The sequence below is a fragment of the Azospirillum canadense genome, assembly GCF_025961225.1.
GTDB classification, from domain to species: domain Bacteria; phylum Pseudomonadota; class Alphaproteobacteria; order Azospirillales; family Azospirillaceae; genus Azospirillum; species Azospirillum canadense.
In genome coordinates this window covers 167,428-185,623 of record NZ_JAOQNG010000010.1, presented here as the reverse complement: position 1 = coordinate 185,623, position 18,196 = coordinate 167,428, and the positions used below count along the sequence as shown (strand labels likewise).

Sequence of the window (18,196 nt, the reverse complement as noted above, 5' to 3'; positions counted from 1 at the left end):
CGAAGGTCATTTGCTAAGCCTACAGCCTGGATTGTGTGGACGCGCTTCCACTACCATCGCGTGTCGCACTGGAACCCACAAGCGGGAACGTAACGGCCCCATGAGCGGTGCACTCGATGACCGCTCCAAATCGACCTTGATGGTGCGCGCCCTACGAACCGGCCGGAAGACTCAGACGCGCCGCCTTGCCTCCTCCCCGCTCGCCGCTGTGCAGCCGGGCTCACGATCAATTGATGCGACGACAACTTTTCGCCGGTGTGTTCAAACCAGCGGCAATGAGCTTTGCCGCCTGCTCGGGGAGCGTATCCAAAAGCGAAGATGCCGTAACAACATGCGCCCCGGTTTTCAGATCGATGATGCACCAATGGGCGCTGCTACGGCGAGGGCAAGCGATGAACCTCAGGGTGTCCCCTTCCATGCGTCTCTCCCCAACTTCTCGCGCTTATCGCTCTGCGCTGGGAACGTATGGTCACTAAACAGGTATGCCGTTTCAATAACCAAATCGGCGGCACTTCGGCGTGCGCACCCGATGTGCATTCCAATCACACGACGTACGTTCGACAACGGCCTGTTCACTAGAAAGTGGGGGAACACTAGAACAACCTTCCTCCGTTTGGCTGAGAACACCTTCACCGTCCACCGGGCGAACATCGACGCGCTGACGCCGGAGGTGGCCCATGCCGATCCGGCCTGAGCAGCGTGCTCTCTATCCGAGGGAGTGGAAGGCGATCAGTCTGCGCATCCGGACCGAGCGGGCCGGCGGCCGATGCGAGTTCTGCCGGGTGGCCATCAACGGCCAGCCGCACCCGGTGACCGGCTCCAAGATCGTGCTGACGGTTGCCCACCTGAACCACGATCCGGCCGACTGCCGAGACGAGAACTTGGCTGCCATGTGCCAGAAATGCCATCTGACCTACGACGCGGCCTTGCACCGGGAGAACGCGGCCAAAACGCGGCGCGCGCGGATGGCGCAGCTTGACCTGGTCGACATGCTGGACATTGGAACGGAGCCATCAGTGAAGATTAGCGACGTGTCCGATACCAACGCGGTCGAAAAAATCAACCAACTCGACAGCTTCAAGCAAGTCGATGCCGTGGGCCATCAAGCGCCTGAGATAAGGCGGGGAATCAGCGTAGTCGCCACTGCCGAGCTGGACAACAGCCCAGGTGTCACCAAAGCGAGCAATTTCGTATCGAACAGTCATGACAGAAACGGTGTCGCTACATGAAGTGCATCAGTGATTATCAGAAACGAACTAAAAAACCGATGCGCTTTTCGTCTTTTCAGACGGGACAGGTGCCCCAACAACTCAGCCACGTTTTCAGCTTCGAACCGGAGCAGGCCTACTTGCTGCATTCCCTCAAAAATGACGGGCTTGCCGGTATTGGAATCGAACACCGTCCAGCCAATGCCCTCTTTGTCGGGCTTGATTTCATAACGATTTCCCATGTGCCAAGCATGGCTTTTTGCGACGCAGCAGAATACGACAAAGAAGTAGAAGCGGAACCTTCCATTGATGAAGCGCGCCCTCTTACGAAAGGGGCGGGGTCACCGACTGGGTTGGCGGCCATAGACCGCCCTTTATGCGCCTGCCCGCCACCCTTGCCCCACCTAGTGGGCGATGGGCGCGGCGGCTATCGCTGCTCCTGGTGCGCCCAGCCGCCGGCCCCGGTGCGGCGGAACGATGCCCCGGAACGAGACGAACGGGAGGCGGCATAGATGGACAAGCTCCTGACCCTGGAGGAGTGGGCGAAGGCGGTCTATGGCGAGCACCCGCCGGGGATTGAAACCCTACGACGATGGGCGCGCCAGTCCCGCCTCTTCCCAGCCCCCGAAAAGCACGGCCGGACCTACTTCGTGCGGTCCACCGCCCGATACATTGACCCCTCGAAGCCCATCACGGTACCGGAAGCGCCTGTCCAGCCGCGCCGGGGCTCGCTGGCGGAGCGCATCATGCAGGAGCGTCGGCGTGGGAAGACGTCGTAGCAGAACCACCAAGAGCCTCCCGACAAACCTCTATGAGCGCAACGGGTACTTCTCCTGGCGCGACCCGCAGACCGGCAAGGAGCATGGCCTGGGGCGCGACAGGAGGAGCGCCATTGAGCAGGCGGTCGAGGCCAACATCGTCGTGGAGGGCGCGCGGGCGAAGCGGCGCTTGGTCGACCGGATCACCGGCGCCAAGGAGAGCAGCGTGGAGGCGTTCTGCGATCTCTACGGCGGTGTGATTGACGCGCGCTACGCCGCCGGGCGAATCAAGAAGAACACCTATGCCGCCTTCGTGCGTCAGCTTCGGATCGTCCGCACGGCCATGGAGGGACGTCACATCGACGCCATCACGACTCGGGACGTGGCCGACTTCCTGGCGGATTGGGAGCAGCGCGGCAAGATGCGCATGGCGAAGGCGATGCGCTCGTTCCTGCTCGACTTCTTCGGAGTCGCCGTCTCGAAGGGCTGGGCCCAGACCAACCCGGCCACGGCGACCAAGGCGGCTCATGTGGACGTGCAGCGTGCCCGCCTGACCCTGGAGGACTTCCTGGCCATCTACGAGGTGGCCGTCCGGGACTACGCGCCCTGGCTCGCCCGCGCGATGGCACTCGCCCTGGTCACCGGGCAGCGCCGGGAGGAGATCGTGAACCTCGGCCCCCGTGACGTACGGGACGGGAAGCTGTGGATCGTGCCGGCCAAGACCGAGAAGCACGGAGTCCGCATTTGTGTCCCGGTGGAGCTGCGCCTGCAGGTCGTCGGCTGGTCCGTGGGCGAGGTGATCGCCCGATGCCGGGACAACGTGCTGTCGCGGCACTTCGTCCACCATTCGACCTTCGCCGGCCGCGCCAAGCCGGGGGATCGTGTCCGGCCGCACACCGTCACGGCGTGGTTTGCCGAAGCGCGCGGCAAGGCAGGCCGGTCCTGGCCCGCCGACAGCACGCCGCCGAGCTTCCACGAGATCCGGTCGCTGGCCGCCCGCCTCTACCACGACCAGGGCATCAACGCCCAGGCGCTGCTCGGCCACAAGTCGCCGGACATGACCGCCTTGTACCGGGACTCCCGCGGGGCGGAGTGGACGGAGGTCAAATGCTCCTGACGGGGCGATGGGGCCGTTCGAAACTGCCTGCTAAGTCTTTGATTGCGTTGTCGCGTATGACCGTGTTTTGACGCACTATCGACTGCCCCAAAGGCGCTACCAAGGTGTTGATGCAACTGCGCTTTTTAACTTTCTGTCGCGCATACTTCGAGAACATGGCCGACTACGACGCCAAGAAGGCCTCCGGCCTCGCCTGCCCGTCCTGCGGCGGGGCCGAGGTGTCGAAGGCCATCATGGCCCCGCGGGTCGGCAAGGCGCCGTCGGCGCCCGCCCCGATGCCGGCCTGCAACCCGGCCGGCTGCGGCAACGCCATGTGCCCGATGTCGCAGATGGCGTGAGAGTCTAAAATCCCGTGAGCGGAGGGCGGCCTAACGCCGCCCGCGCCCGCCGCTGGTCAGGGGCGGCAGGGATCCGGTGGTCAGCTCCTCCCGGCGCTTGCCGCCGAAGCTCGGTTCGCGGCGGACGTCGCGCGGCGCCTCGTCCCGCGGCGCGTTCTTCGGGGCCGAGGAGGCCCGGCCGCTGCGCCACCAGCCGAAGCCGATGCCGCCCACAGTCAGGGCGAGCACGCCCATCACGATGTGACGCAGGCTGTTGGTCGCCCAGGCCGGCAGCAGGGATCCGCTGTCGGCCGGCGGCTCGACCACTGGGGCCGGTTGGCCGGACGGAGTCGTGGCGGACACGCTGGCGCGTGGCGCTGCCTGCGGGACAGGACCCTGCGACGCGCTGCTGGTGGACGCGCTGCTGGTGGACGCGCTGCTCGACGGGGCACCGCCGGAGGACACGGCGCCACCACTGTTCTGGGTGCCGCTCGGGGCGCTGCTGCTGGAATGGCTGCTGGTGGCGGGCGGGCCGGCGCTGAACTGGGCGCCGCCGGCGAACTCACCGTTGCCGCTGTCGATTCGCTGCGTCGGGGCGGCGCGCGGCACGACCTCGCGCTGCGGCTCCCGCGGGGCTTGGCCCGGCCCGCCGCCGCCGATCTTCTGCTGGGCGAGATTGCCGACGGTCGGCGCCGCCTTGCCCTGCCGCTCGCCCATCATCTTGTCGACGGTCGCCTTGTCGAGCTGGCCGGTCGCCGGCAGCCCGTGCGCGGCCTGGTACTTGGACAGCGCCGACTTGGTTTCCGGGTGCATCGTGCCGTTGGCACGGCCGCCGATGTCGTAGCCCTTCTCCTTCAGGATGGTCTGCGCCCATTGGATGTCGGCGGTCGACTGCGCCAGAGCCGGCACTGCCCCCAGCACTCCACCCGCGAGAACCGGCACCACAACCGCCAGCGCGACCGCGCGGCGTGCGCGCTGCAACTCCGCGCGGCGCGCGCGATGCGAACCACCCGACATGCCTTCCTCCGTCCGTCCAACCGAACCAAATCGCCAATGCGAATTAGTGTTACCAGATTGCGGCGGATTTCCGGGCGCGATTTTTGTGCGCCTGCGTTGCGTCTGCTCCAGAATACCGCATCCGAATCATCCCATGGGATTGCGCATATTCCTCTTCCGTTAACCTTCGCGCGGACAAAATCGTGGTAATTTGATGCCATCGGGGCAGGAGGCGGGACAGGAGGCCGGGCCATGGCGACGCTGAGGTTTGCAGTTCTGCTGGGCGGCACCCTGACGCTCGTCGCCTGTGGGAGCACCCCGACCTACCGCGAATGGACGGCGACGGAGAACACCGCCACCGCCGCCTTCGACGAATGCACGGACCAGGTGGACACCACCATGCGGCTGCGCGGCTATCCCTATCGTCCCTTGCCGGAGACGCCGCAGTTCAAGTACCGCAAGCAAATCTTCGCGCAGTGCATGCGTCGCAAGGGCTATTCCGCCGACGACTGAGCGTTCAGTGCGCCCGTTTAATGCGGGGGCGCCCCGAAGCGCACGTACAGCAGCACCCCGATCAGCGACCCGATCAATATCACCGTCACGTAGAATCGCAGCGGCAGCGGCACCTTTTCCGCCGCCCGCCGCGTGGCGGCGCGGGCCGGCTTCGGCGCCGGCTTGACCCGGCCGCCCTTCCCGGCCTTTCGGGTGGGATCGTAAAGCTCGATCAGCGTCCAGTTGAACTCCAGCCCCTCGAAGTCCGCCCCGGCGTTGTGGTCCAACTGGATCAGGCGGAAATAGGCCCGCGGGTTGACCCGCACCATCAATTCGAAGCGAGCGCGGGCGTGGTCCAGGTCCTCGCCGACCTCCAGCGTCTTCCAGCCCTTGCCGCGCGCCTTCTGGATGGCGAAGCGGGTGGGTTGAGGGTGCGGGTGGGGCGCCATGCGGCCACTACACCGACGGGACACCGTTCTTGCGGATCACGTCGGCGTACCAGTGGTAGCTGGCCTTCGGCGTGCGCTTCATGGTCTGGCGGTCCACCTGGACCAGCCCGAAATGCCGCCGGTAGCCCTCCGCCCATTCGAAGTTGTCGAGCAGGGTCCACACGAACCAGCCCTTCAGGTTCGCGCCCTCGTCGATCGCCTTGCGGGCGAACAGCAGGTGGTCGCGGATGAAGCCGATGCGGTCGCCGTCCTCGACCTTGCCCTGCGGGCCGACGCTGTCGGGATAGTCGGCGCCGTTCTCCGCCACATAGACGGGCGGGTTGCCGTATTCCTGCTGAAGCTCGCTCAGGATCTCGGCCAGCCCGTCGGGCTCGACCGGCCATTCCATGCCGGTGCGGCGGGTGCCCTCCGGCGCGGAGCCGTAGCCGGTGCCGAACAGCCCGCCGGGATCGGGCTGCTGGTGCGTGCGGCTGTAGTAGTTGAGGCCCAGGAAGTCGATGGGCTGGCGGATCGTCTCCAGGTCGCCCGCCTTGACCAGCGGGGCGAAGCCGTCGCGCAGCAGCTCCGGGTACTCACCCCTCATCAGTGGGTCGAGGCAGGCACGGTTCCACGCCGCGTCCCACATCAGCGACGCCTGGTAGTTGGCGTCCAGCCCGCCGACCGGCCAGACCGGCTGGAGCGACAGCACCGTGCCCAGCTGCCACCCCTTTCCTCCACCAGCGGCACGCAGCGCCTTCAGCGCCGTGCCCTGCGCCAGGTTCTGGTGGTGGATCGCCTTGAAGTAGTTGGCCTTGCCGGTCATCCCCGGCGCATGCACGCCCAGCCCATGCCCGAAGATCGCGACGACGGAGGGCTCGTTCAGCATGCACCAGTGCTTGGCGCGGTCACCGATGTGCCCCGCGACGATCTGCGCGTAGTCGGCGAACCATCCCGCGATGTCCCGATTGGTCCAGCCTCCCTTGTCCTGGAGCGCCTGGGGCAGATCCCAGTGGAACAGGCAGGGCCAGGGCTCGATCCCCTTGGCCAGCAGCGCGTCGGTCAGCCGGTCGTAGAAGTCCAGCCCCTTGGCGTTCGGCGCCCCCGTGCCCGACGGCTGGACGCGCGGCCACGCCACCGAGAACCGATAGGCGCGCATGCCGGCGCGGGCCATCAGCTCCACATCCTCGGCGTAGCGGTTGTAGTGGTCGCAGGCGACGTCCCCGGTGTCGCCGTCCGCCACTTTGCCGTAGGCGTGGCTGAAGGTGTCCCACACGCTGGGGCCGCGCCCGTCCGTGGTCACCGCCCCCTCGATCTGGTAGGAGGAGGTGGAGCAGCCCCACAGGAACCCCTTCGGGAATTCCGTCACCGTCTGCCCTTGGGCCAGCGCCGGCACCGGCCGCACGCCGGCCGCGGACGCCAGTCCGGCCACCGCCGCCGCCTTCAGGAAACTCCGCCGCCGCATTCGCCGATTCCTTCCTCGCTCACGCTTATCCGCGTCAATGTAAGGAGGACGCGGGAAGACGCAACCATGTGATGGAGGCGCCCGTGTAGCCGGGGCACGCGTCGCCGGGATAGGCGGCGGCCACCCGCCGCGCTATATTGGTGGGATGAACGGAATCGTCGCCATCCTCCTGATCCTCGCGCTCGGCGCCGTCGTCGCCTCTCTGTTCGTCGGGCTGTTCTTCATGGCGCGGGGCGGCCAAGGCGATTCGCGCAAGTCGAACAAGGCGATGCGGCTTCGCGTCGCGCTCCAGGGCGTGGCGCTGGTTCTGTTCCTGCTCGCCATCCTGACCCAAGCCTAGGGACTCGGCCGGACCGCTCCATGGTAAAACTGACCCGAATCTACACCCGCGGCGGCGACAAGGGGGAGACGTCGCTGGGCGACGGGTCCCGCGTGCCCAAGCACGACCTGCGCGTCGCCGCCTATGGCACCGTGGACGAGGCCAACGCGGTGATCGGGCTGGCCAGACTCCATACACAGGGCCTGCACACCGCGGCCCTGCCGGCCTCCTTGCCCGACGTCGACGCCATGCTGGCGCGCATCCAAAACGATCTGTTCGACCTGGGCGCCGACCTCTGCACGCCGGAGGAGCCGGACCCCAAATACCCGCCGCTCCGCGTCCTGGAGTCGCAGGTGGACCGGCTGGAGGCGGAGATCGACGCGATGAACGCGGATCTCGCCCCCCTCACCTCCTTCATCCTGCCCGGCGGCTCGCCGGCGGCGGCGCACCTGCATCTGGCCCGCACCGTGGTGCGCCGCGCCGAACGGCACATCACCGAACTGGCGGGCCAGGAGCCGGTGAACCCCGCCGCGGTCAAATACGTCAACCGCCTGTCCGATCACCTGTTCGTGCTGAGCCGTGCGGTCAACGGCAACGGGGCCGGCGACGTGCTGTGGGTTCCGGGCGCAAACCGTTGATCCGAAATGCTGTCCGCGACGTTGAGGCCTTCGCACCTGCGGCGCGGGCGGCGTTGACAGCCAATAGCACAAATCCTATGGTCGCAGCGCTGTCACAGCTGCCCGATTCGGCGCTCGGCCTGAAGGCGCGCCAGGAAAATTGAAGAAAAGGGTGGGATATGAAGGTCCTCGTCCCGGTCAAGCGGGTGGTCGATTACAACGTCAAGATCCGCGTGAAGGCGGACGGCTCGGGCGTTGAGACCGCCAACGTGAAGATGAGCATGAACCCCTTCGACGAGATCGCCGTCGAAGAGGCCGTACGCCTGAAGGAAGCCGGCAAGGCCACCGAGGTCATCGTGGTCACCGTCGGCCCGACCGCCGCGCAGGAGACGCTGCGCACCGCGCTCGCCATGGGCGCCGACCGTGGCATCCTGGTGCAGACCGACGCCGAAACCCAGCCGCTGGCCGTCGCCAAGGTGCTGAAGGCGCTGGTCGACAAGGAAGGCCTGAATCAAAATGGTTCTGGGCTGGTCATCCTGGGCAAGCAGGCGATCGACGACGACTGCAACCAGACCGGCCAGATGCTCGCCGCACTGCTCGGCTGGCCGCAGGGCACCTTCGCCTCCAAGGTCGTGCCCGGCGAGGGCGCGGTGACCGTCACCCGCGAGATCGACGGCGGCCTCGAGACGGTGGAGCTGAAGCTCCCGGCCGTGGTCACCGCCGACCTGCGCCTGAACGAGCCGCGCTACGCTTCGCTGCCCAACATCATGAAGGCCAAGAAGAAGCCGATCGACACGCTGACGCCCGACGCGCTCGGCGTGGACGTGGCGCCCCGGCTGAAGACGCTGAAGGTGGCCGAGCCCGCCAAACGCAAGGCCGGCGTGAAGGTGGCGGATGTCGCCGCCCTGGTCGACAAGCTGAAGAACGATGCGCGGGTGATCTGACATGGCCATTCTCGTCATTGCCGAACACGACAACGCCGCGCTGAAGCCCGCCACGCTGAACGCGGTCACCGCCGCTGCCAAGATTGCAAACTCTCTTGGGGGCGACATCCACCTGCTGGTCGCCGGCCAGGGGGCCCAGGCCGTTGCCGATGCCGCCGCCAAGGTGACCGGCGTCTCCAAGGTGCTGCTGGCCGACGACGCGGCCTACGCGCACGCCCTGCCGGAGAACCTCGCCCCGCTGGTCGTCGGCCTCGCCAAGAGCTACGGGCACGTGCTGGCCGCGGCGACGTCGGAGGGCAAGAACCTTCTGCCGCGCGTGGCGGCCCTGCTCGACGTGGCGGCGATCTCCGACATCACCGGGGTGGTCTCCGCCGACACCTTCGAGCGGCCGATCTACGCCGGCAACGCGATCGCCACGGTGCAGTCCTCGGACGCCATCAAGGTGATCACGGTCCGCACCACCGCCTTTGAGGCGGCGGCGACCGGCGGTTCGGCCGCCGTTGAGAGCGTGGCCGGGACGGGCGATGCCGGTTCCGCCAAGTTCGTCGGCCAGGAGCTGACGAAGTCGGAGCGTCCGGAGCTGACGCAGGCCAAGATCGTCGTCTCGGGCGGCCGCGGCATGCAGTCGGGTGAGAACTTCAAGCTGCTGGAAGCCCTGGCCGACAAGCTCGGCGCCGCGGTCGGCGCCAGCCGCGCGGCGGTCGACGCGGGCTTCGTTCCCAACGACTACCAGGTCGGGCAAACCGGCAAGATCGTGGCGCCGGAGCTGTACATCGCCGTCGGCATCTCGGGGGCCATCCAGCACCTCGCCGGCATGAAGGACAGCAAGGTCATCGTCGCAATCAACAAGGATGAGGAAGCGCCCATCTTCCAAGTGGCGGACTATGGTCTGGTCGCCGACCTCTTCAAGGCGGTGCCGGAGCTGACCGACGCGCTCGGCAAGGCGTAAGCCGGTCCAAGTCCCACCAACCACTCGCGGGGAAGCTCACATGTCCACGATCAAGAAGATTGGCGTGATTGGTGCCGGCCAGATGGGCAGTGGCATTGCCCACGTCTGCGCCCAGGCGGGTTACGAGGTCATCATCTCCGACATCAGCCCGGAGATCCTGCAGAAGTCGGTCGCCGGCATCTCCAAGAACATGGACCGTCAGGTCCAGAAGGGGAAGCTGACGGAGGCCGACAGGGACGCCGCGCTGGCCCGCATTTCCACCGGCTCCGACCTGTCGGTCTTCGGTGACGCCGACCTCGTCGTCGAGGCGGCGACGGAGAACGAGGCGCTGAAGCGCGAGATCTTCAAGAAGCTGGTCCCCAACCTGAAGCCCGAGGCGCTGATCGCGACGAACACCTCGTCGATCTCGATCACCCGCCTCGCGGCCTCGACCGACCGGCCGTCGAAGTTCATGGGCATGCACTTCATGAACCCGGTGCCGGTGATGCAGCTCGTCGAGCTGATCCGCGGCATCGCGACCGACGAGGCGACCTTCGCCGCCGTCGCCGAGCTGACCGCCAACATCGGCAAGACGGCGGCGGTGGCCGAGGATTTCCCGGCCTTCATCGTCAACCGCATCTTGCTGCCGATGATCAACGAGGCGGTCTACACCCTCTATGAGGGCGTGGGCGGCGTGTCGGCCATCGACACCGCGCTGAAGCTGGGCGCCAACCACCCGATGGGCCCGCTGGAGCTGGCCGACTTCATCGGCCTGGACACCTGTCTGGCGGTCATGCAGGTCCTCTACGAAGGCTTGGCCGACAGCAAGTACCGCCCCTGCCCGCTGCTGGTGAAGTACGTCGAGGCCGGCTGGGTCGGCCGCAAGGTCGGTCGCGGCTTCTACGACTACTCCAAGAACCCGCCCGTCCCGACTCGCTGAGGCCCGACCCGCTGAGGGTTGGTCCGCAAGGGCTGACAAAGAAAAACCCGCCCTGGGAAGCCAGGGCGGGTTTTTCTTTGCGGAACCGCCGAGCCCCCGCTCTGTTCGTCCCGGCAAGACCCATTCTTCAGGCGGGAGAACGGACGATGCGGCGTGCCCTCATCTCGGCGGTGCTTCTGGTGTCCCTGGGGCATGCGGCGCTGGCTCAGCAACCGCTGCCGCTCTCCCGCCAGGAACGGAACTTCATCAGCGAGGCGCTGGCCGACAGCATGGCGGAACGCGCGCTCGGCAAGCTGGCGCAGGACCGGGCGGAAACCGAATCCGTCCGCCGCTTCGCCCGCCGCGTCGTGGACGAGCATGGCCCGGTGGCCGACCGTCTCGTCGACATGGCCCAGCGCCACGACATCCCGATTCCACGCGAGCTGAACCCGGCCGCCCGCGCCCATCTGGCGAGCCTGCGCGACACTCCGGAGGAGGCCTTCGACCGCCGCTACATCGCCGCGGAGGAGGAAACCCACGCCCGCGCCATCAAGCTGTTCGAAGCCCAGGCCGAACGCGACGGCGAGACCGCCGACTTCGCCCGCGACACCCTGCCGATGCTGCACGCCCACTTCGAGGACGCCCGCGCCATCGCCCGCGACCTGTCCCACCGCCCGGCGCCGCCACAGAGCCAAGCGCCGCCGGCGACGTCGGGGTCGTCGGAATAGCTTTTTGCCCCCTCTCCCCCTGGGGAGAGGGGTAGGGTGAGGGGGCGCCCGAAGGGCGTCAAACCACTGCAATGAGTGGACGTTTCCGGCCTGCGGCCGCCCCCTCATCCTAACCTTCTCCCCGGAGGGGAGAAGGAACTAGGCCGCTCTCATCCCCCCGTCTTCAGCACCCCACCCCGCGTGTCGCGCGCCGGGCCGCCGCCGTGGCCCATATGCTTGCGCAGGAAGGCCACGACCTCCGGCGAGTCCCACTCCACCGCGCCCTCGATACGGCCAAGCTCGCGGCCTTCCTGGTCGACCAGCAGGGTTGTGGGCAGGCCGCGCAGGGACAGCGCCTGCATGCTGCTGCTTCCCGGATCGAGGTAGAGCCCCAGGTTGCGCACGCCGATCCGCTGGAAGAAGGGCTGCACCTGGTCCTTGCCGCCGCGGTCCACCGACAAGGCGACGACCTGGAAGCCCTCGCCGCCCAGCTGCGCCTGCAACCGGTCGAGCGCTGGCATCTCCTTCACGCAAGGCGCGCACCAGGTCGCCCACAGGTTCAGCAGGACCAGCTTGTCCTTGAACTCCGATAGGTCCACCCGGCGCCCATCCCCGTCCACGAAGGACAGCGACGGAATCGGCTTGGGATTCTCGGCGGAGCGGTACTTATCCAACCCGGCCATGACCACGCCAAGCTCCGCGCCATCCCCCTTGCCCAGCACCGTGACCGGCGGGGCGGCGGGTCCGGCCAGCGCTGCCCACAGGCCGCCGCCCGCCAGACTCACACAAAGGATTGCGGTGGCCGCCAAAGTCCGCATACTCACGCTCCAAGCCCTCCCACCGTGATCTTGTCCATCATGAGCGCCGAACAGCCAAAGCCGCCAGCCCCCTCCGCAGCCCCCGCCGCCAGCCAGATGTGGGGTGGCCGCTTCGCGCGCGGCCCCGCCGCCATCATGGAGAAGATCAACGCTTCCATCGGCTTCGACAAGCGTCTTGCCGACCAGGACATCGCCGGCTCCAAGGCGCACGCCGCCATGCTGGCGAAACAGGGCATCATTTCCCAGGCCGACGCCGACGCGATCCGCACCGGGCTCGACCGCGTGAAGGAAGAGATCGACTCCGGAGCCTTCACCTTCAAGGTGGAGCTTGAGGACATCCACATGAATGTGGAGGCGCGGCTGGCCGAGCTGATCGGCGAGCCGGCCAAGCGCCTGCACACCGGCCGGTCGCGCAACGACCAGGTGGCGACCGACTTCAAGCTGTGGGTGCGCGACGCACTCGACCGCGCCGACCAGGGGCTGAAGGCGCTCCAGACAGCGCTCATTGATCTGGCGGAGAAGCACACCGACACGGTGATGCCCGGCTTCACCCACCTGCAGGCCGCCCAGCCCATCAGCTTCGGCCACCACCTGCTGGCCTATGTGGAGATGTTCGGGCGCGACCGCGGCCGGCTGCGCGACGCCCGCGCCCGGCTGAACGAGTGCCCGCTGGGCTCCGCCGCGCTGGCCGGCACGCCCCACCCCATCGACCGCTTCATGACGGCGGAGGCGCTGGGCTTCGACCGGCCGACGGCGAACTCGCTGGACGCCGTGTCGGACCGCGACTTCGCGCTGGAGTATCTGGCCGCCGCCAGCATCTGCGGCATGCACCTCTCCCGCTTCGCGGAGGAGATCGTGCTGTGGTGCTCCGCCCAGTTCCGCTTCATCCGGCTAACGGACGCCTTCACCACCGGCTCCTCCATCATGCCGCAGAAGAAGAACCCGGACGCGGCGGAGCTGGTGCGCGCCAAGGCCGGCCGGGTGATCGGCAGCCTGAACAGCCTGCTGGTCGCCATGAAGGGCCTGCCGCTGGCCTATTCCAAGGACATGCAGGAAGACAAGGAACCGGTCTTCGAGGCCGACGACACGCTGGCGCTGTGCATCGCCGCCATGGAAGGCATGGTCCGCGACATGGAGCCCAACGTCCCGGCCCTGAAGGAGGCGACCGACCGCGGCTTCCTGAACGCCACCGACCTCGCCGACTGGCTGGTGCGGGAGCTGAACATGCCCTTCCGCGAGGCGCACCACGTCACCGGCCGCGCCGTCAAGCTGGCGGAGGACAAGCGCGTCGGCCTGACCGGCCTGACGCTGGAGGAGCTTCAGTCCGTCGAGCCGCGCATCACGCAAGCGGTCTTCCCGGCGCTGAGCATCGAGGCGTCGCTGGACAGCCGGCGCAGCTTCGGCGGCGCCTCCCCCGTCCGCGTGCGCGAGGCTGTGAAGGCGGCGCGGGAGCGTTTCCTGTGAAGCGCGCCCTGCTGATCCTCGCCACCGCGGCGGTCGCGCTGACGCTCGCCGGCTGCGGTAAGAAGCCGGGCTTCGTCGACGCGCCCCAGGGCCGCGAGAATGACCGCTTCCCCCAGGGTTACCCGAACCCCAAGACTGATCCCAAGCCCAGCCAGCCGTCCTCCGGAGTCCGTTTCCCATGAGCGCCTTCGCCTACCGCAACGGTGTGCTGCACGCCGAATCCGTGCCGCTGCCGGCCATCGCGGCGGCCGTCGGCACGCCCTTCTACTGCTACTCCACCGCGGCGCTGGAGGCGCACTACAGCGCCTACGCCGGGGCCTTCGCGGGCCAGGACGCCGGCGTCTGCTACGCGGTGAAGGCCAACTCCAACCTGGCGGTCATCCGCACCTTCGCGCGGCTGGGTGCCGGGGCCGACGTGGTGTCGGGCGGCGAGATGCAGCGCGCGCTGGCCGGCGGCATTCCGCCGGAGCGCATCGTCTTCTCCGGCGTCGGCAAGACGCGCGGCGAGATGCGCGCCGCGCTGGAGGCCGGCATCCACCAGATCAACGTGGAATCCATCCCCGAGGTGGAGGCGCTGTCGGAGGTGGCGAGCAGCCTGGGCGTGGTCGCCCCCATCGCCTTCCGCGTGAACCCGGACGTGGACGCCAAGACCCACGCCAAGATCGCGACCGGCAAAAAAGAGAACAAGTTCGGCATCGACTACGACCACGCGCGGGAGGTCTACGCCAAGGCAGCCCGGCTGCCCGGCATCAAGCCGGTGGCCATCGCCGTGCACATCGGGTCGCAGCTGACCGACCTCGCCCCCTTCCGCGCCGCCTACGAGCGTGTGGCCGCCTTGCTCCACGTGTTGCGCGAGGACGGGCACGACATCCAGCGCCTCGACCTCGGCGGCGGGCTGGGCATCACCTACAAGAACGAGACGCCGCCGGATCTGGCCGACTACGCCGCCATGGTGCGGTCGATCACCGGCAATCTCGGCTGCCGCATCACGCTCGAGCCCGGCCGCTCGCTGGTCGGCAACGCCGGCATCCTGGTGTCGAGCGTGATCTTCGTGAAGCCCGGCCTGCACCGCCGTTTCGTCATCGTCGATGCGGCGATGAACGACCTGATCCGCCCGGCGCTCTACGAGGCCTATCACGGCATCGTCCCGGTGACCGAGCCGGACCCGGCCGCCATCAAGGAGCCGTTCGACGTGGTCGGCCCGGTCTGCGAAAGCGGCGACACCTTCGCGCTCCAGCGCCTGCTGCCACCGCTGGGGGCGGACGACCTGGTCGCCTTCCTGTCGGCCGGTGCCTACGGCGCGGTGATGTCCTCCACCTACAACACCCGTCCTCTGGTGCCGGAGGTGCTGGTGAACGGCAGCGACTTCGCCGTCATCCGCCCCCGCCCCTCCGTTGAGGAAATGCTGGCCGCGGAGCGCGTGCCCGACTGGCTGAAGGCCTGAGCCAAGCCCCGTCTTCCGCCCGGGTGGAAGACGGGGCCGCCCTCTGCGCGCATTCGCGCCTGCCTTTTCCCGCCGGCCCGGCGTACAATGCCCCCTTCACAACCGGAGCGGGGACCGCCATGGACTGGGACGCGACCTACGCCATCGGGCAGGCCGCCGTGGACGCCGACCACCAGCGGCTGTTCCAACTGTTCAACCTCTTCAGCGCCGCGATCGCCGCCGGGGAAACCCGGGAGTCGGTGAACCGGTTCCTGCGCGACCTCGCCGACTACTGCGATTATCATTTCCGCCGCGAGGAAGGCCTGATGCGCGCGACGGGCTACCCCGACGCGGCCAAGCACACCGCCATGCACGACGGCTTCGCCGCTTTCGTGCGCAAGCAGTCCACCACCGGCGACCACGACCTGGAGGAGGTGCAATTCCTCCAGAACTATGTCGAGATGTGGCTGTGCGGCCATATTTTGGTCATGGACAAGTGGTTCGGTGAATGGCTTGACGGTCGGGCCGGGAAAAACGCCGCGGCCGAGCCTATATCCTGACGACGCCCCGGCCGCCGCTCTCCCTTACGGCCGGTGCAAGGGCCACGGGACGGCGGCGGAACGGGAGTGCGGGATGAGCGACAGCGAAGAGCGGCCCCAAAACGAGGGATTCCGGTTCCCTTTGCGGAAGCCGCAGCCACAGGAGCCTCGCGGGCCGGAACCGCGTTTCCGCCTGTGGCAGGCGCGCGCGGCGCTCCTGTGGGAATCCCTCTTGCCGGCCGTCTGGATTCCCGCGGCCATCGCCGGGACCTTCCTGGCCCTCGCCCTCCTGAACCTGCTGCCGCTGCTGCCCGGCTGGCTGCATCTGCTGGCGTTGCTGCTGTTCGCCGCTGCCTTCGGCTTGACGCTGTGGCGCGGCCTGCGCCGCTTCCAAGCCCCCGACGAACCGGCGGCGCGGCGGCGGCTGGAGCGTGACAGCGGCCTGCCCCACCGCCCCCTCCAGACCCTGCGCGACCGGTCCGCCGGCAACGACCCCGTCGCGGCGGAGCTGTGGCGCCTGCACCAGGAGCGGGTGCGCGCCGCCATGCGGCGGCTGCGCGTCGCCTGGCCGTTGTCCGACATCGCGTCGCACGACCGCTACGCGCTGCGCGCCTTGGTGGTTCTGGTGCTGATCGTGGCGGGTGGCGCCACCTGGGGCGACTGGACCCCGCGGCTGGTCGCGGCCCTCAGCCCGCGCCTCACGGGCGAATCCGGAACGGCCACCGCCGCGCTCGACCTCTGGGTGACGCCGCCGGAATACACCGGCCTGCCGCCGATCTTCCTGAAATCGGCCAACGCGGCCCACACCCCGAACCTGCCCAACCCCGTCCCGGTACCGAAGGGCAGCCTCGTGCTGGCCCGCGTCACCGGCGGCAGCGGCACCCCGACGCTGGAGGCCGGCGACAAGACCGCCGACTTCGAGAGCGTGGACTCCTCGACCTTCCAGATCCAGCAGCCGATCCAGGCCGGCACGAAGATCGCCGTCAGCCAGGGTTCGCGCTCGCTGGGCTCCTGGGCGGTGCAGGTCATCCCCGACCAGCCGCCGATCATCGCCTACAACAGCCCGCCGACGAAGGCCGAGCGCGGCGCCCTGCGGCTCGACTACGCCGCGCACGACGACTACGGCCTCGCGGAGGTCAAGGGCATCATCAAGCTGGCATTGCAGGAGGGCGAGGCCCCGAACCTCGACCGCACGCCCATCGAGCTGCCGTTGGCCCTGCCGGGCGTCCGGCCGAAGGACGCGCACAACGCCGGCTTCCACGACCTGACGGCGCACCCCTGGGCGGGCCTGAACGTCACCGTCCGGATGACCGCCGTGGACGGCGCTGGCCAGACCGGCAGCACGGAGGACGTGGCGATGGTCCTGCCGGAGCGGGTGTTCAACCACCCCGTCGCCCGCGCGATCATCGAAGAGCGCAAGAAGCTGACCCTGCGCCCCAAGGAGTCGCGGGTGGAGGTCGCCCGTGCCCTGGCGGAGCTGTCGTCGCGCCCCGGCCAGTTCAGCGGCGACATCGTCGCCTTCCTGGCGCTGCGCACCTCGGTCGGTCGGCTGATGCTGGACGAGCAGGGGGAGCAGATCCCGGCGGTGCAGCAGGTGCTGTGGGAGACCGCCCTGCGCATCGAGGACGGCGGCCTGTCGCTGGCCGAGCGCGACCTGCGCGACGCCGAGCGCAAGCTGTCGGAGGCGCTGGAGAAGGGCGCCACCGACCAGGAGCTGAAGCAGCTGATGGACGAGCTTCAGCAGGCCATGGACAAGTTCATGGAGGCCATGGAGCAGCAGATGCGGGAGGCGCTGGCCCGCGGTGAGCAGATCCCCATGATTCCGCCGGAAATGGCCGACCGCATGATGGACCGCCAGGACCTGCAGCAGATGATGGACCAAATGCGGCAGATGGCGGAAACCGGGTCCCGCGACGCGGCACGCCAGATGCTGTCGCAGCTTCAGCAGATGCTGGAGAACATGCGCTCCGGCGCCATGGCCCAGATGCAGCAGCAACAGGGCGGCCAGAACGAAGCTTGGCAGATGATGAAGGAGCTTCAGGACTTGGCGCAGCAGCAGCAGCAACTGCTCGACCAGACCTTCCGCCAGTCGCAGGACCAGATGGGGCAGCAGCAGGGCCAGCCCCAGATGGGCCAACAGGGCCAACAAGGCCCGCGCGGTCGCCAGAACCGCCAGCAGCCCGGCCAGCAGGGGCAGCAGGGCCAGAACCAGCAAGGGAACGGAAGCCCGCTGTCGCAGCAGCAGGCCGAGCGGCAGGAGGCTCTGCGCCGCCAGCTGGGCGAGCTGATGCGCCGCATGGGCGAACAGCAGGGCGACATCCCCCGCCCGCTGGGCCGCGCCGAACGCGCCATGCGCGACGCCGGCCAGTCGCTCCAGCAGGGCCAGCCGGGCTCCGCCGTGCCCTCGCAGACCCAGGCGATGGACGAGCTTCAGCAGGGCATGCAGGCCTACGCCGAGCAGCTGATGCAGCAGATGATGGGCCAGCAGGGCGGCCCGGGCATGATGGGGCAGCAGCAGGGCCAGCAGCAGCGCCAGGGCCGCAACCGCGACCCGCTCGGCCGCCGCCCGTCCGGCTATGGCAACTACGACGGCAACGACGTGAAGATCCCGGAGGAGGCCGAACTCCAGCGCGCCCGCGAGATCCTGGACGAACTCCGCAAACGCTCCGGCCAGTACAACCGCCCGCAGATGGAGCGCGAATACATCGACCGGCTGCTGAAGCAGTTCTGATCCAGTCAG

The 18,196-nt window shown here is 68.2% G+C and carries 22 protein-coding genes; 17 read left to right on the top strand and 5 right to left on the bottom strand.

Translation table 11 applies throughout. The features are described 5' to 3' along the window. Nucleotides 1-226: 226 nt before the first annotated feature. A complete protein-coding gene (locus M2351_RS45405) occupies nucleotides 227-418 on the bottom strand; it encodes a hypothetical protein (RefSeq protein WP_406567485.1) in 192 nt (63 codons plus the stop codon). A 259-nt stretch (nucleotides 419-677) separates the two neighbouring features. On the opposite strand from M2351_RS45405, the gene M2351_RS36560 reads away from it, so the two are divergent. From M2351_RS36560 to M2351_RS36540, 5 genes are all read left to right on the top strand, one after another. After that, a complete protein-coding gene (locus tag M2351_RS36560) occupies nucleotides 678-1,229 on the top strand; it encodes an HNH endonuclease (protein WP_264660894.1) in 552 nt (183 codons plus the stop codon). After that, entirely contained in the window at nucleotides 1,226-1,720 is a 495-nt protein-coding gene (locus M2351_RS36555) for a hypothetical protein (RefSeq protein WP_264660893.1), read from the top strand. Before M2351_RS36560 ends, M2351_RS36555 begins: the two co-directional genes overlap by 4 nt. Then, complete coding sequence (locus M2351_RS36550; RefSeq protein WP_264660892.1) at nucleotides 1,721-1,987, top strand: excisionase; 267 nt, start codon at nucleotides 1,721-1,723, stop codon at nucleotides 1,985-1,987. Further along, nucleotides 1,971-3,083 carry a phage integrase Arm DNA-binding domain-containing protein gene (locus M2351_RS36545; protein WP_264660891.1) on the top strand — a complete coding sequence of 371 codons (1,113 nt, stop codon included), beginning with the start codon at nucleotides 1,971-1,973 and terminating at the stop codon, nucleotides 3,081-3,083. Before M2351_RS36550 ends, M2351_RS36545 begins: the two co-directional genes overlap by 17 nt. Nucleotides 3,084-3,238: 155 nt before the next feature. Then, complete coding sequence (locus M2351_RS36540) at nucleotides 3,239-3,421, top strand: DUF1178 family protein (RefSeq protein ID WP_264660890.1); 183 nt, start codon at nucleotides 3,239-3,241, stop codon at nucleotides 3,419-3,421. 30 nt (nucleotides 3,422-3,451) lie between these two features. Here M2351_RS36540 and M2351_RS36535 read toward each other — a convergent pair whose 3' ends face one another. Further along, nucleotides 3,452-4,417 carry a peptidoglycan-binding domain-containing protein gene (locus M2351_RS36535; RefSeq protein ID WP_264660889.1) on the bottom strand — a complete coding sequence of 322 codons (966 nt, stop codon included), beginning with the start codon at nucleotides 4,415-4,417 and terminating at the stop codon, nucleotides 3,452-3,454. Nucleotides 4,418-4,648: 231 nt separating this feature from the next. Between M2351_RS36535 and M2351_RS36530 the strand changes: the two genes are divergently transcribed. After that, complete coding sequence (locus M2351_RS36530; protein ID WP_264660888.1) at nucleotides 4,649-4,909, top strand: hypothetical protein; 261 nt, start codon at nucleotides 4,649-4,651, stop codon at nucleotides 4,907-4,909. Nucleotides 4,910-4,926: 17 nt separating this feature from the next. Here the strand turns inward: M2351_RS36530 and M2351_RS36525 are convergent, their stop codons facing one another. Together M2351_RS36525 and M2351_RS36520 are read right to left on the bottom strand one after the other, a co-directional pair. Further along, nucleotides 4,927-5,337 (bottom strand): hypothetical protein, encoded by a 411-nt coding sequence (locus M2351_RS36525; RefSeq protein ID WP_264660887.1) that lies wholly within the window; start codon nucleotides 5,335-5,337, stop codon nucleotides 4,927-4,929. Nucleotides 5,338-5,344: 7 nt separating this feature from the next. After that, nucleotides 5,345-6,778, bottom strand: a complete 1,434-nt coding sequence (locus M2351_RS36520) for a GH1 family beta-glucosidase (protein WP_264660886.1) — start codon at nucleotides 6,776-6,778, stop codon at nucleotides 5,345-5,347. 145 nt (nucleotides 6,779-6,923) lie between these two features. Between M2351_RS36520 and M2351_RS36515 the strand changes: the two genes are divergently transcribed. The 6 genes from M2351_RS36515 (at nucleotide 6,924) to M2351_RS36490 (ending at nucleotide 11,233) form a co-directional block, all read left to right on the top strand. Next, a complete protein-coding gene (locus tag M2351_RS36515; protein ID WP_264660885.1) occupies nucleotides 6,924-7,118 on the top strand; it encodes a twin transmembrane helix small protein in 195 nt (64 codons plus the stop codon). Between the two features lie 20 nt (nucleotides 7,119-7,138). After that, nucleotides 7,139-7,735 carry a cob(I)yrinic acid a,c-diamide adenosyltransferase gene (locus M2351_RS36510; RefSeq protein WP_264660884.1) on the top strand — a complete coding sequence of 199 codons (597 nt, stop codon included), beginning with the start codon at nucleotides 7,139-7,141 and terminating at the stop codon, nucleotides 7,733-7,735. A gap of 158 nt (nucleotides 7,736-7,893) precedes the next feature. After that, nucleotides 7,894-8,658, top strand: a complete 765-nt coding sequence (locus tag M2351_RS36505) for an electron transfer flavoprotein subunit beta/FixA family protein (protein WP_264660883.1) — start codon at nucleotides 7,894-7,896, stop codon at nucleotides 8,656-8,658. Nucleotide 8,659: 1 nt separating this feature from the next. After that, nucleotides 8,660-9,607 carry an electron transfer flavoprotein subunit alpha/FixB family protein gene (locus tag M2351_RS36500; RefSeq protein WP_264660882.1) on the top strand — a complete coding sequence of 316 codons (948 nt, stop codon included), beginning with the start codon at nucleotides 8,660-8,662 and terminating at the stop codon, nucleotides 9,605-9,607. Between the two features lie 40 nt (nucleotides 9,608-9,647). Continuing rightward, nucleotides 9,648-10,526, top strand: a complete 879-nt coding sequence (locus tag M2351_RS36495; RefSeq protein ID WP_264660881.1) for a 3-hydroxybutyryl-CoA dehydrogenase — start codon at nucleotides 9,648-9,650, stop codon at nucleotides 10,524-10,526. Between the two features lie 146 nt (nucleotides 10,527-10,672). Further along, on the top strand, nucleotides 10,673-11,233 hold the full coding sequence (locus M2351_RS36490) for a DUF4142 domain-containing protein (RefSeq protein ID WP_264660880.1): 561 nt from the start codon (nucleotides 10,673-10,675) through the stop codon (nucleotides 11,231-11,233). Nucleotides 11,234-11,382: 149 nt separating this feature from the next. Here M2351_RS36490 and M2351_RS36485 read toward each other — a convergent pair whose 3' ends face one another. Further along, nucleotides 11,383-12,030, bottom strand: coding sequence for a TlpA family protein disulfide reductase (locus tag M2351_RS36485; protein ID WP_264662408.1), 648 nt, complete (start codon nucleotides 12,028-12,030; stop codon nucleotides 11,383-11,385). A 39-nt stretch (nucleotides 12,031-12,069) separates the two neighbouring features. On the opposite strand from M2351_RS36485, the gene argH reads away from it, so the two are divergent. From argH to M2351_RS36460, 5 genes are all read left to right on the top strand, one after another. After that, nucleotides 12,070-13,494 (top strand): argininosuccinate lyase, encoded by a 1,425-nt coding sequence (gene argH / locus M2351_RS36480; RefSeq protein ID WP_264660879.1) that lies wholly within the window; start codon nucleotides 12,070-12,072, stop codon nucleotides 13,492-13,494. Continuing rightward, complete coding sequence (locus tag M2351_RS36475; RefSeq protein ID WP_264660878.1) at nucleotides 13,491-13,676, top strand: hypothetical protein; 186 nt, start codon at nucleotides 13,491-13,493, stop codon at nucleotides 13,674-13,676. Before argH ends, M2351_RS36475 begins: the two co-directional genes overlap by 4 nt. Further along, nucleotides 13,673-14,938, top strand: a complete 1,266-nt coding sequence (gene lysA, locus M2351_RS36470; RefSeq protein WP_264660877.1) for a diaminopimelate decarboxylase — start codon at nucleotides 13,673-13,675, stop codon at nucleotides 14,936-14,938. The genes M2351_RS36475 and lysA overlap by 4 nt, the downstream gene beginning before the upstream one ends. A 119-nt stretch (nucleotides 14,939-15,057) precedes the next feature. Beyond that, nucleotides 15,058-15,477, top strand: coding sequence for a bacteriohemerythrin (locus M2351_RS36465; RefSeq protein ID WP_264660876.1), 420 nt, complete (start codon nucleotides 15,058-15,060; stop codon nucleotides 15,475-15,477). A 211-nt stretch (nucleotides 15,478-15,688) separates the two neighbouring features. Next, complete coding sequence (locus M2351_RS36460; protein WP_264660875.1) at nucleotides 15,689-18,187, top strand: TIGR02302 family protein; 2,499 nt, start codon at nucleotides 15,689-15,691, stop codon at nucleotides 18,185-18,187. The last annotated feature ends 9 nt before the right edge of the window (nucleotides 18,188-18,196 follow it).

What these genes read in the sequence shown, in the direction of transcription:
- M2351_RS36490 (WP_264660880.1), top strand. Translation starts at nt 10,673, where the DNA reads ATGCGGCGTGCCCTCATCTCGGCGGTGCTTCTGGTGTCCCTGGGGCAT.
- M2351_RS36540 (WP_264660890.1), top strand. Translation starts at nt 3,239, where the DNA reads ATGGCCGACTACGACGCCAAGAAGGCCTCCGGCCTCGCCTGCCCGTCC.
- M2351_RS36495 (WP_264660881.1), top strand. Translation starts at nt 9,648, where the DNA reads ATGTCCACGATCAAGAAGATTGGCGTGATTGGTGCCGGCCAGATGGGC.
- M2351_RS45405 (WP_406567485.1), bottom strand. Translation starts at nt 418, where the DNA reads ATGGAAGGGGACACCCTGAGGTTCATCGCTTGCCCTCGCCGTAGCAGC.
- M2351_RS36525 (WP_264660887.1), bottom strand. Translation starts at nt 5,337, where the DNA reads ATGGCGCCCCACCCGCACCCTCAACCCACCCGCTTCGCCATCCAGAAG.
- M2351_RS36510 (WP_264660884.1), top strand. Translation starts at nt 7,139, where the DNA reads ATGGTAAAACTGACCCGAATCTACACCCGCGGCGGCGACAAGGGGGAG.
- M2351_RS36500 (WP_264660882.1), top strand. Translation starts at nt 8,660, where the DNA reads ATGGCCATTCTCGTCATTGCCGAACACGACAACGCCGCGCTGAAGCCC.
- M2351_RS36555 (WP_264660893.1), top strand. Translation starts at nt 1,226, where the DNA reads ATGAAGTGCATCAGTGATTATCAGAAACGAACTAAAAAACCGATGCGC.
- argH (WP_264660879.1), top strand. Translation starts at nt 12,070, where the DNA reads ATGAGCGCCGAACAGCCAAAGCCGCCAGCCCCCTCCGCAGCCCCCGCC.
- lysA (WP_264660877.1), top strand. Translation starts at nt 13,673, where the DNA reads ATGAGCGCCTTCGCCTACCGCAACGGTGTGCTGCACGCCGAATCCGTG.
- M2351_RS36550 (WP_264660892.1), top strand. Translation starts at nt 1,721, where the DNA reads ATGGACAAGCTCCTGACCCTGGAGGAGTGGGCGAAGGCGGTCTATGGC.
- M2351_RS36505 (WP_264660883.1), top strand. Translation starts at nt 7,894, where the DNA reads ATGAAGGTCCTCGTCCCGGTCAAGCGGGTGGTCGATTACAACGTCAAG.
- M2351_RS36465 (WP_264660876.1), top strand. Translation starts at nt 15,058, where the DNA reads ATGGACTGGGACGCGACCTACGCCATCGGGCAGGCCGCCGTGGACGCC.
- M2351_RS36535 (WP_264660889.1), bottom strand. Translation starts at nt 4,417, where the DNA reads ATGTCGGGTGGTTCGCATCGCGCGCGCCGCGCGGAGTTGCAGCGCGCA.
- M2351_RS36530 (WP_264660888.1), top strand. Translation starts at nt 4,649, where the DNA reads ATGGCGACGCTGAGGTTTGCAGTTCTGCTGGGCGGCACCCTGACGCTC.
- M2351_RS36520 (WP_264660886.1), bottom strand. Translation starts at nt 6,778, where the DNA reads ATGCGGCGGCGGAGTTTCCTGAAGGCGGCGGCGGTGGCCGGACTGGCG.
- M2351_RS36485 (WP_264662408.1), bottom strand. Translation starts at nt 12,030, where the DNA reads ATGCGGACTTTGGCGGCCACCGCAATCCTTTGTGTGAGTCTGGCGGGC.
- M2351_RS36560 (WP_264660894.1), top strand. Translation starts at nt 678, where the DNA reads ATGCCGATCCGGCCTGAGCAGCGTGCTCTCTATCCGAGGGAGTGGAAG.
- M2351_RS36515 (WP_264660885.1), top strand. Translation starts at nt 6,924, where the DNA reads ATGAACGGAATCGTCGCCATCCTCCTGATCCTCGCGCTCGGCGCCGTC.